The sequence below is a fragment of the Massilia aurea genome (genome assembly GCF_040790145.1).
In the GTDB taxonomy this organism is placed as follows: domain Bacteria; phylum Pseudomonadota; class Gammaproteobacteria; order Burkholderiales; family Burkholderiaceae_D; genus Telluria; species Telluria aurea_C.
Genome location: NZ_JBFMMP010000013.1, coordinates 97,725 through 112,480, shown reverse-complemented (window position 1 = coordinate 112,480; position 14,756 = coordinate 97,725). Strand labels below are relative to the sequence as shown.

At 65.4% G+C, this 14,756-nt stretch carries 10 protein-coding genes; 3 read left to right on the top strand and 7 right to left on the bottom strand.

All coding sequences use genetic code 11. The features are described 5' to 3' along the window. The 7 genes from AB2N08_RS17360 to AB2N08_RS17330 form a co-directional block, all read right to left on the bottom strand. Window positions 1-921: a carbohydrate kinase family protein gene (locus AB2N08_RS17360; RefSeq protein ID WP_367612149.1), complete on the bottom strand. Its 921-nt coding sequence runs from the start codon at window positions 919-921 to the stop codon at window positions 1-3. Further along, complete coding sequence (locus AB2N08_RS17355; RefSeq protein ID WP_367612148.1) at window positions 914-2,137, bottom strand: AGE family epimerase/isomerase; 1,224 nt, start codon at window positions 2,135-2,137, stop codon at window positions 914-916. Before AB2N08_RS17355 ends, AB2N08_RS17360 begins: the two co-directional genes overlap by 8 nt. Window positions 2,138-2,173: 36 nt before the next feature. Further along, window positions 2,174-3,157 (bottom strand): LacI family DNA-binding transcriptional regulator, encoded by a 984-nt coding sequence (locus AB2N08_RS17350; RefSeq protein WP_367612147.1) that lies wholly within the window; start codon window positions 3,155-3,157, stop codon window positions 2,174-2,176. A gap of 2 nt (window positions 3,158-3,159) precedes the next feature. Further along, complete coding sequence (locus AB2N08_RS17345) at window positions 3,160-5,463, bottom strand: GH92 family glycosyl hydrolase (protein WP_367612146.1); 2,304 nt, start codon at window positions 5,461-5,463, stop codon at window positions 3,160-3,162. 13 nt (window positions 5,464-5,476) lie between these two features. Continuing rightward, a complete protein-coding gene (locus AB2N08_RS17340) occupies window positions 5,477-7,810 on the bottom strand; it encodes a GH92 family glycosyl hydrolase (RefSeq protein WP_367612145.1) in 2,334 nt (777 codons plus the stop codon). Between the two features lie 199 nt (window positions 7,811-8,009). Then, a complete protein-coding gene (locus tag AB2N08_RS17335; RefSeq protein WP_367612144.1) occupies window positions 8,010-8,414 on the bottom strand; it encodes a RidA family protein in 405 nt (134 codons plus the stop codon). Between the two features lie 21 nt (window positions 8,415-8,435). Beyond that, the gene (locus AB2N08_RS17330; RefSeq protein ID WP_367612143.1) at window positions 8,436-9,377 is read right to left on the bottom strand and encodes a LysR family transcriptional regulator; all 942 of its coding nucleotides are present in this window, start codon (window positions 9,375-9,377) and stop codon (window positions 8,436-8,438) included. 134 nt (window positions 9,378-9,511) lie between these two features. On the opposite strand from AB2N08_RS17330, the gene AB2N08_RS17325 reads away from it, so the two are divergent. The 3 genes from AB2N08_RS17325 (at window position 9,512) to AB2N08_RS17315 (ending at window position 14,708) form a co-directional block, all read left to right on the top strand. Continuing rightward, the gene (locus tag AB2N08_RS17325; RefSeq protein ID WP_367612142.1) at window positions 9,512-11,122 is read left to right on the top strand and encodes a CehA/McbA family metallohydrolase; all 1,611 of its coding nucleotides are present in this window, start codon (window positions 9,512-9,514) and stop codon (window positions 11,120-11,122) included. Between the two features lie 101 nt (window positions 11,123-11,223). Further along, entirely contained in the window at window positions 11,224-13,080 is a 1,857-nt protein-coding gene (locus AB2N08_RS17320) for a M1 family metallopeptidase (protein ID WP_367612141.1), read from the top strand. Further along, window positions 13,077-14,708 (top strand): serine hydrolase, encoded by a 1,632-nt coding sequence (locus AB2N08_RS17315; protein ID WP_370662433.1) that lies wholly within the window; start codon window positions 13,077-13,079, stop codon window positions 14,706-14,708. Before AB2N08_RS17320 ends, AB2N08_RS17315 begins: the two co-directional genes overlap by 4 nt. Window positions 14,709-14,756: the final 48 nt, after the last annotated feature.

Sequence of the window (14,756 nt, the reverse complement as noted above, 5' to 3'; positions counted from 1 at the left end):
TCAGCGTGTGACGATCACCCCGTCACACAACGCCTGCACATCGGCCAACCCCGGCGCATGCGCCCCTGCCACCCGGCACGCTGTGCTCCCCGCCGCCACCGCGAACGCCAGATGCGCATCCATGCCCGCGTCAGGCGACTGCTGCAGCGAATAAATCAGCCCTGCCATCCCCGCATCGCCCGCACCCACCGTGTCGATGACGTCAATCGCCGGCGCCTTGGCGTGCCACGCTTGCGCCCCGCGATACAGCGACGCTCCACCTGCGCCGCGCGTGAGCAAGACCAGCGCCGCCGGATTGAGCGCGCGCAGGCGTCCCAGGGAGCCAAGCGTGTCGTGGCTGCGAAACAGCGCGCGCAGGTCTTCGTCGGACACCTTGATGACGTCGGCCAGTTCGCTCATACGCTGCAGCGTCGCGTCGTAGGCGGGCCCCATCAGGTTGCGCCAGTTCGGGTCGTAGCTGATGCGCAGGCCGTGCGCTTTCGCCTGTTCGGCCAAGGCGATCAGCGTGAGGTCAAGCGCGCCGCGCGCCAGGCTGATGCCGCCGAAGTGCATCCATTGCGCCTCTTGCGGCCAGGCGGATGGCATCTTCTTCGGATCGAAGTACAAATCGGCCGCATCGTCGCCGATGAAGAAGTATTGCGGCGGGGTGCTGTCCGGGACGATCGCCAGCAGCGGCGACTTGTCGACCCGTTGCAGGTAGCGCAGGTCCAGGCCCGCAGCATCGCTGGCGCGCCACAGCGCATCGCCGAATACACAGCGGCTGATGGCGCCGGCGAAACCGCTGGCGGCGCCCAGCGCGGCCAGCGCGCGCGCCACGTTCCAGGTCGAGCCACCCACGTGGCTGCGCCACAAGTCGCCGTCCTGGCGCAGCAGGTCGGTCAGCGCCTCGCCAGCGCAGACGATGGTCGCGTGCCTAGTCATGGCGCGTCGCCAGTGCCGGGATGATGTCGTAGCAGGCGCCCATGGTGTGGTAATCGACCTTGCCGGCGGGGCTCTTCTCGTCCGAGTACTTGCTGTTATCGGCGCGGAGGATGCGGTACCAGGCGCCGTGTTCGTGGTCGACGAAATGCTCCCAGCTATACGCCCACAGGCGCTCGTAGTCGTTCCAGTACTGGGATTCGCCCGTGCGCGCGCCGAGCATGGCGCTGGCGGCCAGCGTCTCGGCCTGCACCCAGAAGTATTTGTCGGCATCGCACACCGTGCCGTCGGGCGCGAAGCCGTAGTGCAGGCCACCGTGCTCGTGATCGGTCGCGTGGCGCAGGGCGCTGGCGTACAGCTCGCGCGCGGTCGGCAGCAGCCAGACCGGGTCGCGGGTCAGGAGCTCGGCATGTACTTCCAGCTGCAGCAGCAGCTTGCTCCATTCGGTGAAGTGGCCCGGTTGATAGCCCCACGGGCGGAACAGATTGGCCTTGTCGTCCAGGTTGTATTCCCAGTCTGGCGTCCAGTCCGGGCGGTAGTGTTCCCAGATCTTGCTGTTGGCGCGCGCCGCCTGGCGCTGGGTGATGTTCCAGGCCAGCAGTTCGGCGCGGTGCAGGAACGGCGTGTGACCAGTGGCGCGCCAGGCCGCCAGCAGTGCCTCGCACGCATGCATATTGGCGTTCTGTCCGCGGTACGGCGCCAGGGTCGACCAGTCGGCGCTGGCCTGGTCGGCGTACAGCCCGTGTTCGGCTTCCCAGAACTGCTGCTCCATCAGCGCGAACGTTTCATGGATCCAGGCGCGGGCTTCGAGCACGCCGGCCATCAGGGCGTGCGAGTATGCCAGCAGGACAAAGGCAAGGCCGTAGCAGTGGTTGTCGCCGTCGATGACGCGCGCCTGGCCATCCTGCCATTCGAGCTGCCAGGCGTAGCCGCCCGTGACGGGGTCGCGGTGCACGCGGCGCAGGAAGTCCACGCCATGGCGCACCATGCCCTGGTAGTCCGGATTGTCAAAGTGGCGATACGCGCTGGCGAAGACGTAGACGAAGCGCGTGCTCGAGACCAGGTGGCGCGTCGTCTCGTCGTAGACCGCGCCGTCGTCCTTGAAGTAGTGGTAGAAGCCACCGCTGGCGTCGACGCAGCGCGGGTAGTAGAACGCCATGGTGTCGGCGATATGCCTGGTGAGCGTGTCGGCAGAGAAGAAGTCGGGATGGGTCGGCATGGATTGCAAAAAAAGTGCGAAAAAATGAGGGGTCGTTCAATCGTCGGTGCTGCTCTCGCGGACCATCAGTCGTACCGTGAGCGTCTGTTCGAGGCCGGACGTGGCGGTCTTGTTCATCAAGAGGTCCACGCCCATCCGGCCCAGCAGATCCTTGTCGATATTGATGCTCGAGAGCGGCGGAATCGCGGCGGCGGCGGCGCTGATATCGTCAAAGCCCACGATCGCGATGTCGTGCGGGATCTTCAGGCCGCGCGCCAGGCAGTGGCGCATGGCCGTGAGCGCGGCACTGTCGTTGTAGCAGAACAGCGCATCGGGCCGTGGCTCGCGCGCGAGCAGGGCGTCGACCGCCGCGTGCAGATTGTCCTGCGTATCGCCGATGCTGGGCAGCTGGATCTCGAGGTCGGGATCGGCCAGCATGCGCGCCTCGAACAGGGCGCGGCGAAAGCCCCGGTAGCGCTCGAGGATGCTGTGGTGCGACAGCGGGCCGGTGAGCATGGCGATGCGGCGCCGTCCCAGCTTGATCAGGTGGCGCGTGGCCAGGTAGCCGCCCAGCGCGTGGTCGGGATTGACCGAGCGGTAGCCGGGCAGGCGCATGTCGAGCAACACCAGGGGCTTGCCGGTGTCGCGCAGCGCGGCCACCAGTTCCGGCTCAAAAAAGCCGGCGCACATCAGCGCGTCCGGCTGGTGCAGGCGCACGAGATCGAGCACCGGTTCGGCCGGGCCGACGATGACGAACGACAGCGCGATGCCGCGCTTGCGGCAGGCATCCTCGGCGCCGTGCAGCACCGGCAGGTAGAACGGGCTGGCCGATTGCGTATTGTGCTGGCGGTGCAGCAGAAACGCGACGCGGCGGATGTCGCCCTGGCGCAGATTGCCGAAGTCGTAGCCGAGTTCGCGCGCCTTGGCGCAGATGCGCGTGCGCGTCTTGTCGGTCAGGCCGTCCTGGTTCTTCAGCGCGCGCGACACCGTGCCGATGGAGTAACCCGTGGCGCGGGCGATGTCGCGGATGGTGACGGCCATGCTTATTGTCCGGGGCGCTGAGGGTCGCGCGAGAACGAGTACGGCGCGTCATCCGGCTTCGTGCCGCGTGTCTTGTTCGGCTGGGTCGACATGCGGAAGTCGAGCGTGGCGCCTTTGGTCAGTTCGTCGTGCCCGAGCCAGTTGCGCTCGATCGCGCGTTTGCCGATGCTGAGCTTGTCGACATAACGGCCGCCGCCGCTCGCATTGATCGTGATGCGCTTGCCTTTTTCCAGTTCGACCGTCGCTTTCTTGAACAGCGGGGTGCCGACCACGTACTGGTTCACGCCGGGCGTGACCGGATAAAAGCCGAGCGCCGAGAACACATACCAGGCCGAGGTCTGGCCATTGTCTTCGTCGCCGCAGTAGCCGTCGGGCGTGGGCGCGTACATGCGGTCCATCGTCTCGCGTAGCCAGTACTGGGCCTTCCACGGCGCGCCCGCGTAGTTGTACAGGTAGATCATGTGCTGGATCGGCTGGTTGCCGTGCGCGTACTGGCCCATGTTCGCGATCTGCATTTCGCGGATCTCGTGGATCACCGACTTGTAATAGCTCTCGTCGTAGATCGGCGGCAGGTCGAACACGGTATCGAGCTTCTTCACGAACGCGTCGCGCCCGCCCATCAGGTCGACCAGGCCCGCCACGTCATGGAACACCGACCACGAGTAATGCCAGCTATTCCCTTCGGTGAAGGCGTCGCCCCATTTGAACGGGTTGAACGGCGTCTGGAAGCTGCCGTCGCGGTTCTTCCCGCGCATCAGGCCCGACTCGGGATCGAACAGCTTCTTGTAGTTCATGCTGCGCTGGGCGTAGATGTCGATCTCGCTTGCAGGCTTGCCGAGCGCTTTGCCGAGCTGGTAGATCGTGAAGTCGTCGTACGCGTATTCGAGCGTGCGCGCGGCATTCTCGTTGATGCCCACGTCGTACGGCACGTAACCGAGTTCGTTGTAGTACTTCACGCCTGCGCGGCCCACCGCCGTCATCGGCCCTTCGTTGTTGGCGCCGTGCTTCAGGGCCGTCCACAGCGTCTCGATGTCCTGACCGCGCACGCCCTTGATCCAGGCGTCGGCCACGACCGAGGCCGAGTTATTCCCGATCATGATGTTGGCGTAGCCGGGGCTGGACCACTCGGGCAGCCAGCCGCCTTCCTTGAACGCGTTGACCAGGCCTTCCTGCATCTCGCGGTTGATCGCCGGGTAGACCAGGTTCAGGAACGGGTACAGCGCGCGGAACGTGTCCCAGAAGCCGGTCCCGGCGAACATCCGCCCCGGCAGCACCTCGCCCGTATAGGGGCTCCAGTGGATCGGCTGATTGTTCGCGTCGATTTCGTACAGTTTGTTCGGGAACTGCACGGTGCGGTACAGCGATGAATAGAAGGTGCGGGTCTGGTCGACCGTGCCGCCTTCCACCTTGATTTTGCCGAGCACCGCGTTCCACGCCGTTTTCGCTTTCGCGCGCGTGGCGTCGAAATCATCCTGGCCCAGTTCGCGCCGCAGGTTCAGCTCCGCCTGTTCAAAGCTGATGAACGACGAGGCCACGCGCATGTGCACCTTCTGGCCCTTGCTGGTCTTGAAGCCGAGCAGGGCGCCGCTGTGCAGGCCGTCCGTTTCCAGTTGCCCCTCTTGCAGCTTGTCGCCCTGCCAGGTGTCGGTCGACGTGAACGGCTGGTCGAATTCGATCACGAAATAATTGCGGAAGTTCTTCGGCAGCGGGCCGCGCGCATAGCGGGTGCTGTAGCCGATCACGCGCCGCTGGCCGGGCAGGATCTTGACGTACGAGCCCTTGTCGAACGCATCGACGACGATGTAGCTGTCGTCGGACTTCGGGAACGTGAAGCGAAACTGCACGGCGCGCTCGGTTGGCGTGATCTCGGTCGTCACGTCCGAGTCGGCCAGGTAAACGCTGTAGTAGTACGGCTTGGCGGTTTCGGACCGGTGCGAGAACCACGATGCGCGTTCGTCCTGATTGAAGCGCTTTTTGCCGGTGACGGGCATGACAGCGAACTGGCCATAGTCGTTCATCCACGGCGACGGCTGGTGCGTCTGCTTGAAGCCGCGGATCTGGTCGGCGTCGTAGGTGTAGGCCCAGCCGTTGCCCATTTTGCCGGTCTGCGGCGTCCACAGGTTCATCCCCCATGGCACCGTGATCGCCGGATAGGTGTTCCCGTTCGACAGTTCCATCTTGCTGTCGGTGCCCATCAGGGTGTTCACCCACTCCACCGGGTCGTCGACCTTGTCGACCGTCTGCGCGCTGGCACCGGTCGCGACGCAGGTTAATACAACGGTGGCGGCATAGCGCAGGATGTTCATCGACGGCTCCCGATCAATACCTGGTTTGCGTGTAAGGGCGCGCGTCCTTGGCCGTGCCCCAGTCCTTGTTCGGCGTCGCCTGCATGGTAAACACCAGTTCTCCGCCGGCGGTAATGTCTTCATGGCGCAGGAAGGTACGTGCGAGCGGTTTGCCGTTCAGCGTCACACGGCCGACGTAGCCGTTGGTGGCGGACAGGTTCTCGGCGCGCACGGTGAAGCGCTTCCCGTTCGGCAGGTTCATGGTGGCCTTGTCGAGGAACGGGCGGCCGATCACGTACTCGTTGCTGCCCGGCGCCACCGGATAGAAGCCCAGCGCGGTGAACGCGAACCAGGCCGACATCTGGCCCAGATCGTCGTTGCCCGACAGGCCTTCCGGCTTGTCGCTGTACTGCGTGGCCATGATGTTGGCGAGGCGTTCCTGCGTGCGCCATGGCGCGCCGGCGTAGTTGTACAGGTAGGCCACGTGGTGCGACGGCTCGTTGCCGTGGGCGTAGTGGCCGATCAGGCCCGAGATGTCTTCCATGTGGGCGTACAGGTTCTCGTCGACCTTGGCGTCGAACACTTCGTCCATCTTCGCCACCAGCCTGGCGTCGCCACCCAGGAAGCCGATCAGGCCCGCGTTATCGTGCGGCATATACCAGGAATACTGCCACGCGCTGCCCTCGGTGTAGTCGCTGCCGAAGTTCGACTGCTCCGGATTGAACGGGGTGCGGAATTCGCCGGTGGATTTGCGGGCGCGGATGAAGCCCGTGGCCTTGTCGAACACATTGCGGTAGTTCTGGGCGCGCTTGTAGTAGCGCGCCGCGATGTCCTTCTTGCCCATCTTCTCGGCCATGCGCGCGATGGTCCAGTCGTCGTAGGCGTATTCGACGGTCTTGGAGGCCGCTTCCTTTTCCAGGTCGATCGGCACGTAGCCCAGCTTCATATAATGTTCCAGGCCGCCGTACGGGCCGTATTCGGCGCTGGCGGTCATCGCGGCCAGGGCCTTGTCGGCGTCGAAGCCGCGGATGCCTTTCATGTAGGCGTCGGCGATCACGGGCACGGCGTGGTAACCGATCATGGTCCAGGTTTCCAGGCCGTGGAACTGCCACACCGGCAGCACGCCGTAGGGGCTGTGCTGCTGCGAGGCGATCAGCGAATTGACGAAGTCGGCGTTGCGCTGCTCGGGCGCGACGATGGTGAGCAGCGGGTGCAGCGCGCGGTAGGTGTCCCACAGCGAGAAGGTCGAGTGGAAGCGGAAGCCCTTGGCCTTGTGCACCGCGTTGTCCGGGCCGCGGTAGCTGCCGTCGAGGTCCATGAACAGCGAGGGCGCCAGCATCGTGTGGTACAGCGCCGTGTAGAACTGGGTGCGCATCGACGCCGGTGCGTCGACCTTGACGGCGCCCAGCGCCTCGTCCCAGGCCTTGCCGGCGCGCCGGCGTTCGGCGTCGAAGTCCCAGCCCGGCATCTCGGCCAGGTTGGCGATGGCATTGTCTTCGCTCACGGGTGACAGCGCGACCTTCACCAGCAGCGTGCCATCTTCCGGTACGCCGAAGTTGAAGTCGCCCATCAGCGCCTTGCCTTCGACCAGCGCCCGGTCGGCCGGCGTCTTGCCTGGCTGGGCGAAGCCCTTGTACTCGATTGCTTCTTCGCGGTTGAGCAGCTGGCGCGTGTCGATCGGGCGCGAGAACCGGATCGCGAAATACAGCTGGCGGCCCGGCGCCCAGCCGCGCGTCTCGCGCATGCCGGTGACGGTGGTGGCGTCGCGCATGCGCAGGCGCGACCACAGGTTCTTGTCGTCGTAGTTGTAGATGCTGCTGCGCAGGTCGAGCAGCACCTTGGCCGGCTCGCCCGCCTTGAATTTGTAGCGGTGCAGGCCGACACGTTCGCTCGCGGTCAGTTCGACGTCGACGTCATGGTCTTTCAGGCGCACCGCGTAGTAGCCGGGTTCGGCCTGTTCCTGGTCGTGCGAGAAGCGTGAGCGGTAGCCCGAGAATGGCCGCTCCGGATAGCCCGGTTCGAGCTTGGTCTCGCCGCTGTACGGCATCAGGAGCACGTCGCCCAGGTCCGAGTGGCCGCTGCCCGAGAAGTGCGTGTGCGAGAAGCCGAGGATCGAGCCGTCGCCGTGGTTGTAGCCGGCGGCCCACGGATAACTCTGGCGGAAGTGGCGGTGCTGGGTGTCGGGGCTGAGCTGCACCATCCCGAACGGGCGGCTGGCGCCGGGGAAGGTGTGGCCGTCGCCGCCGGTGCCGATGAAGACGTTCACGGCCGCGGCCGGGGAACCCGGTTCGGCTGCCTGGAGCGGCGCCGCACTAAACAACAGGGCCGCGAGCGCGGCAACGGAAAAGGGCTTGAAACGAGCTGTCATGGTGACTCCACACGTGGCGGGAGCGATAGCCCGCCGCCTGTTCTTGATACGCTGCGCCAGAGGCATTCTAGCGCGCGGACGATGTCATCGACGCGCGCGCTCGAGCCTGTTTGCAACTTATATGTGGAGTCGGGTTTCCCGGCAATCATTACCGGGTTTTACTCGGCTGTTTAGCGAGTTTACTAAACAGTGAAGCAAGCTAGCGACGAACGACCTTCGCGACGGCCTCGATTTCGATCAGCGTGTCGGGTGACGCCAGCGACGTCACGCCGATGCCGGTGAGGGCAGGGCGCGGGAAGCCCAGGTGCTGCACCAGGATCGGCGCGACGGTCTCGAGGTGCTCGCCGATCTCGCCGCGCACATACACGCGCAGGTGCAGGATCTGTTCGACCGACGAGCCGGCGGCCGCCAGCACCGTGAGCAGGTTGCGCGCCGCGCCTTCGGTCTGCTCGGCCAGCGTGGTGTGCCTGACCCGGTAATCCTGGTCCCAGTCGACCTGGCCGGACACGAACACCAGGCCGGTGTCAGGGTCGACCGTGGCGTGCGACAGGCCGTGCGGCGTGCCGTCGTACAGGGCAGGTGGGTTGATGCGTTCGATGGTCATGAAGGTCCTTTGCTTGTGACGTTAATCTTCAAGCATAGACAGGCCCGCCCCGCGCGGCAATGGCGCGCCGCTTGTAGCCGATACAAGCCGCGCCTTGACGCGCTCGAGCATCCACATCATGAACGAATCGTTCTGCGCCGTGGGGTGAAAGGCCGCGACCACGCCGTAGCCGGGCGGGTACTTCGGCAGCGCGAGTTCGTGGATGCCATCGCACGGCAGCAGGCGCGCGGGGATGAACGCGACCAGGTCCGATCCCTTCAGGTACTCGAGCGCCATGAAAAACGACGGCGCCGACGCCACCACGCGCCGCTGCAAGCCCTGGCGCGCGAACCAGTCATCGGCTGACCCCGTAAAACTGTGCCCGCCCGGATTGGTGATGATGAAGTCGTGCTCCACCAGTGCGGCCAGCGACGTCAATCCGGCGTCGGCCAATGCGCGGTTGCCGGTCACGCAGCGGTACTGCTCGAGGAACAGCGGCATCGACACGAGGCCTGGCGCAGCGATGCCCTCGGCCGTGAAGATCACGTCGATCTCGCCCTGGTGCAGCTTGCGCGTCAGGCCGCTCACTTCAAGGTCGACCACCGCGATCTTCACCTTGGGCGCCGCGCTGCGCAGGTCGCGCACCAGGTCGGCCACGATCACCTTCTGGGTGTAATCGGTGCCCGAGATTACCAGCGTACGCTCGGTGGTTTCCGGCCGCACGGCCGACGGCAGCGGAATCGCATGCAGGCCGGCCAGCACCTGCGCGATATGCGGCGCGATCAGTTTTGCATACGGCGTGGGCGCCATCCCCTGGCCGGTGCGCACGAACAGCGGGTCGCCCAGGATCGTGCGGATTTTCTTCAGTTGCAGGCTGACCGCCTGCTGCGACACGTCCAGGTGCTCGGCCGCCGCCGAGATGGTGGCAAAGCGCGCGAGCGCATCGAGCGTGCGAAGGTGGGTGATATCGAGTTTGTCGATCATGCGGCAACATAACCGGCGCCCGGTGCGCACGCAAGTTGTCTTCCTTGAAACTCATCAATAAGCGTGGTCAGGATGGCAAGGCGAAGCACGCATGGCGCAAGGCGGCAGGGTAGGGGAGTTGCAAACTTGACATCATGAAAACCCCATTCCTCCCCCTGCTTTCGCTGTCATTGTGCTGCAGCCTGGCCAATGCCACGCCTTCCGAACACCAGGAATTCGACGCATCGTTGCACGCGCCGTTTCACCCCGGCGCGCTGCCCGCGCGCACGTTCACGCTGACATTCGCGTACCCCGGCCTGGCCCATCCGGCCAGCGTCGACTGGCGCCTCGACCTGCGCGCACCTGGCGCTCGCACCGTGCTGCAGTGGCGCGGCCGGGCGCTACTGATCGCCGACGAGATCATCGTGCCGGTACCCTGGTCGGGCCGCCTGGGCGCCAAGCCGGCGCCGGAAGGCATCTACCGCGTGCGCCTGCGCGCGTCGGTAGAGGGTGACGCGCATGACGAGATCGACCAGGAATGGGAGATCTCGGTCGGTGCGCCGCGCGCGCTGGCCACGCCTGCTTTCGCGCCGTTGCCGGGCGCGTTCATGCCGAGCGCCGCGCCGGCCCCTGGCGCGCTGCCCTACACCGTCTACCTGGCGAACCTGCACAGCCAGACCAACCACAGCGACGGCGGCGCCGATGTCGCCGCATGCAAGAGCGCGCAGCGCCCGCAAACGGCGCCGCATGGCCCGGCCGACGCCTTCGCTTACGCCCACGCGCGCGGCCTGGACATCCTGGTCGCGTCGGAACACAACCACATGTTCGATGGGTCTTCGGGCAGCACGCCGGACGCCGACCCGGCTGCCGCGAAAGCCCTGTACCGCGTGGGGCTGGCGGCCGCCGGCACGTTCAGGGCGCAGCATCCCGGCTTCCTGGCGCTGTATGGCCTCGAGTGGGGCGTGATCGACAACGGCGGCCATGTCAACATCTTCAACAGCGACGAGCTGCTTGGCTGGGAGACCAACGCCAACGGCGAGCCGATCGCCGATACCGTCACGCCGCGCGGCGACTATGCGGCGCTGTACACCCTGATGCGAACGCGCGGCTGGGTGGGCCAGTTCAACCATCCGGCGCCATCCGGCCAGTTCCAGGTCGACGGCGTGCCGCTCGCGTACACCGAAGATGGCGGCGTGGCGATGGTCCTGTGCGAGGTAATGAACACCAGCGCGTTCTCCGGCAACGTGAGCGAGACCGAAACCCGCCGTACCAATTTCGAGGGCGCGTGCAACCGCCTGCTGGAAGCCGGTTACCGGCTCGCCATCAGCACGAACCAGGACAACCACTGCGCCAACTGGGGCGCGTCGTATACCAACCGCACCGGCGTGCTGCTGCCGACTGGCATGGGCTTGAACCGTGCAAGTTTCGTCGAGGCGCTCAGGGCGCGCCGCGTGTTCGCGACGATGGACAAGGAATCGCAGCTGGTCTTGACGGCCAACGGCCACGTGATGGGCGAGCAGTTCACCAACCGCGGCCCGCTGACCTTGAAGGCGAACTTCGCCAGCGTAGGCGGCAAGGCGGTGGCGGTGGTGGCGATCATGGAAGGTGTCCCGGGGCGCAATGGCGAGGTCACGCGTATGTCGGAACAGGCCGAGACGACATTCACGCCGGCGCCGGGAGAACACTTCTATTATGCGAAGGTGACGCAGGACGACGGCAAGGTCCTCTGGTCCGCACCTGTCTGGGTCACGCAGGCCGCGTATTGATACGCTGGCGCGCGGCTCCCGGGCGCTTTCGCTGACCCTGCTGCCATGCTATTCTGCTCCCGCCTTCAGCCCGGCCGGGCTGTCATTATCCGCGAGAGACCATGAACAAAAGCACCCTGCTGCGCGCCACCACCGCAGCCTTCCTGGGCGCGTGGAGCGCCTACGCGTTCGCGCTCGATCCACTCAGCTACGCCAAATACGACCAGGTCAAGACCACCGCCCTGCACCTCGACCTGAAGGCCGACTTTGCCAAGAAAAGCCTGGACGGCTATGCCGAGCTGACCCTGAACTGGATCGACAAGAAAGCCACCACGCTTGACCTCGACACGCGCGAGCTGACCATCTCGAAGATCGAAGCGCAGGATGCAAAAGGCGCCTGGCGCAAGGCCGACTACGCGCTCGGCACCTTCGACGAAGAGAAAGGCCAGCCGCTGCAGATCAAGCTGCCGGCCCGGCAGACCAAGGTACGCATCCATTACCGCACCGCGCCGACGGCCACCGCGCTGCAATGGCTGCAACCGGTGCAGACGATGTCGGGCAAGTACCCGTTCATGTTCAGCCAGTCGCAGGCGATCAATGCCCGCTCGTGGGTGCCGATCCAGGACACGCCGGCCGTGCGCTTTACCTACACCGCCCGTATCGAGGCGCCGGAAGGCCTGCGCGTGGTGATGAGCGCCGATAACGACATGAAAGCCACCGGCAAGGGCGGCTGGAAGTTCACGATGCCGCAGCCGATTCCGTCGTACCTGCTGGCGATCGGCATCGGCGAGCTGGAAGCGCGCACGCTGGGCGGCCGCACGGGCGTCTACGCCGAGCCGCTGCGCATCAAGGCGGCCGAGTACGAACTGGCCGACACCGAGAAAATGGTCGAAGCGGCCGAGAAGCTGTACGGCCCGTATCGCTGGGGGCGTTACGACATGCTGGTGCTGCCGCCGTCGTTCCCGATCGGCGGCATGGAAAATCCGCGCCTGACCTTCCTGACCCCGACCATGATCGCGGGCGACCGCAGCCTGGTCGACCTGGTCGCGCACGAACTGGCGCACAGCTGGTCGGGCAACCTGGTGACCAACGCGACCTGGAAGCACTGGTGGCTCAACGAAGGTTTTACCACCTACGTCACCACCCGCATCCTCGAGGAGATCTACGGCAAGGAAGTCGCGCTCATGAACCTGCAGCTCGAGCAGGAAGAAGCGCTGGAAATGCTCAAGGATCTGCCGCCGGCCAAGCAGGCATTGGTCTCGCGCCAGGCCGACACCGATGCTGCGGACTACCCGGACACGTCGCTGGCCTACCCGAAAGGCGCCTGGTTCCTGCACACGCTCGAGCAGCGCGCCGGCCGCGCGGCGTTCGACGTATTCCTGCGCAGCTGGTTCGACCAGCACGCGTTCCAGAGCGTGACGAACGAACAGTTCATCGCCTTCCTGCGCACGCAGCTGCTGGCGAAGAACCCGACCATCATGACCGATGCGGAGCTCGACGAGTGGATCCACGGCCCGGGCATCCCGGCCAGCGGCCAGCGCGCCGTGTCGCAGCGCCTGGCCAAGCTCAATGCCGCGATCGACGGCTGGACGGAGGGCACTGTATCGACCGCGCAGCTGAACGCGAAGGACTGGAACGCCGCCGAGTGGATGAAGTTCTTGAACGATATCGACAAGAAGGCTGACGCTACCAAACTGGCGGAACTCGACCGCGCTTACGGCCTGGCCAAGTCGACCAACAACGAAGTGGCGTTCCGCTTCTACCGCGCGTCGGTGCACGCCGGCTACCGCGCGGTGCGCCCGCAGATGGAAGCGTTCCTGATGAGCGTGGGCCGCCAGAAGTTCGTGGTGCCGCTGTACGCCGCGCTGCGCCAGACGCCTGAGGACCGTTCTTGGGCCGAAGGTATCTATAAAAAGGCGCGCGAGCGCTATCACCCCGAGACGCAATCGAGCGTCGACAAAGCGATGGGCAAGCAATGATGAAGCGTACTTCCATGGGCATCCTGAACCACATCGCCGGCGCGGTGCTGGTCGCATTCTGCGGCGCCGGCCTGGCGGTCGCGCAAACGACGGCGGCGCCGGCAACTGCCGCCGCCGCCCCGGCCTACAACCTGGAAGCCGACGTCGCGCGCGTGTTGAAAACCTTCGATGTGCCGGGCATCGCCATTGCGGTGGTCAAGGACGGCAAGGTCGTCGTCGCGCAGGGCTTTGGCGTACGCAAACTTGGCGACCCCACGCCGGTTGACGGCAAGACGCTGTTCGAGATCGCCTCGAACTCCAAGGCCTTTACCGCCGCCGGCCTGGCGATGCTGGTCGACCAGGGCAAGCTCAATTGGGACGACCCGGTCATCAAGCACCTGCCCGACTTTCGCATGTACGACAGCTACGTGACGGCCGAGATGACGGTGCGCGACCTGCTCACGCACCGCAGCGGCCTGGGGCTCGGCGCGGGTGACTTGATGTGGTGGCCGACCACCACCTTCACCACGGATGAAATCATCCACAACCTTCGCTATATCAAGCCGGCGACGAGCTTCCGTAACAGCTATGCCTACGACAACCTGCTGTACATCGTCGCCGGCAAGATCATCGCGCAAAAGTCCGGCAAGGACTGGGGCACGACGATGCGCGAATGGATCCTCGATCCGGTTGGCATGACCGCCACCACCACGAGCCTGGCCGCGCACACGGCCGGCATGAACGTGTCGGCCCCGCACAGCAAGATCAATGGCAAGGCGGCCGTGGTCAAGCCGATGCCGGTGGCGAACGCGATTGGCGCGGTGGGCATCAACACCAACGCCGAAGACATTGCGCGCTGGATGAACGTGCTACTCGACAGCGGCCGCCTGCCGAACGGCGCCGACGGCAAGGAAATGCGCCTGTGGTCCGAGAAACAGGCGCGCGAGATGTGGACGGCGCAAACGCCGATGGTGATCAACCAGCCGAAACCGCCGCTGGCCGCGACCAAGCCGAACTTCATGGCCTACGGCCTGGGCTTCCAGCTGCGCGACTACCAGGGCAAGCTGGTGGCGATGCATGGCGGCGCGCTGCAGGGCTTTTATTCGCGCGTGATGCTGGTGCCGGAAGCGAAGCTGGGCATCGCGATCTTCACCAACGCCGAAAGCGGCCCGTCGCTCAATGCGCTGCAATACCGCCTGCTCGACGGGTACCTGGGCGTGGCGCCGACCGACTGGATCGGCCGCATCGCCGACGTGGCGAACGAGGCGAGCGCGAAGGAAGCGGTGCGCGTGAAAAATGAAAGCACCGGTCGGGCGAAGGCGTCGAAGCCGTCGCTGGCGCTGCGGGATTACGAAGGCGAGTACGAAGACGCCTGGTACGGCAAGGTGACGATCAAACGCGCCGGCAGCAAGCTGGTGATGTCATTCGCGCGCACGCCCGACCTGACCGGCGAGATGGAGCACTTCCAGCACGATACCTTCATCGTGCGCTGGAAGGAGCGCAACTTCAACGCGGATGCGTATGCGACGTTTTCGCTGGAGCCGGATGGTTCGATCGAGCGGCTGCGCATGAAGCCCGTGTCGACCGAGACGGATTTCAGTTATGACTTCCAGGATTTGATGTTTGTGCCGGTGAAGAAGGCGAAGTAAGAATGAAAAACGCCCGCGATGTATGCGGGCGTTTCTTATCGTATTGGC

What these genes read in the sequence shown, in the direction of transcription:
- AB2N08_RS17360 (WP_367612149.1), bottom strand. Translation starts at nt 921, where the DNA reads ATGACTAGGCACGCGACCATCGTCTGCGCTGGCGAGGCGCTGACCGAC.
- AB2N08_RS17355 (WP_367612148.1), bottom strand. Translation starts at nt 2,137, where the DNA reads ATGCCGACCCATCCCGACTTCTTCTCTGCCGACACGCTCACCAGGCAT.
- AB2N08_RS17350 (WP_367612147.1), bottom strand. Translation starts at nt 3,157, where the DNA reads ATGGCCGTCACCATCCGCGACATCGCCCGCGCCACGGGTTACTCCATC.
- AB2N08_RS17345 (WP_367612146.1), bottom strand. Translation starts at nt 5,463, where the DNA reads ATGAACATCCTGCGCTATGCCGCCACCGTTGTATTAACCTGCGTCGCG.
- AB2N08_RS17340 (WP_367612145.1), bottom strand. Translation starts at nt 7,810, where the DNA reads ATGACAGCTCGTTTCAAGCCCTTTTCCGTTGCCGCGCTCGCGGCCCTG.
- AB2N08_RS17335 (WP_367612144.1), bottom strand. Translation starts at nt 8,414, where the DNA reads ATGACCATCGAACGCATCAACCCACCTGCCCTGTACGACGGCACGCCG.
- AB2N08_RS17330 (WP_367612143.1), bottom strand. Translation starts at nt 9,377, where the DNA reads ATGATCGACAAACTCGATATCACCCACCTTCGCACGCTCGATGCGCTC.
- AB2N08_RS17325 (WP_367612142.1), top strand. Translation starts at nt 9,512, where the DNA reads ATGAAAACCCCATTCCTCCCCCTGCTTTCGCTGTCATTGTGCTGCAGC.
- AB2N08_RS17320 (WP_367612141.1), top strand. Translation starts at nt 11,224, where the DNA reads ATGAACAAAAGCACCCTGCTGCGCGCCACCACCGCAGCCTTCCTGGGC.
- AB2N08_RS17315 (WP_370662433.1), top strand. Translation starts at nt 13,077, where the DNA reads ATGATGAAGCGTACTTCCATGGGCATCCTGAACCACATCGCCGGCGCG.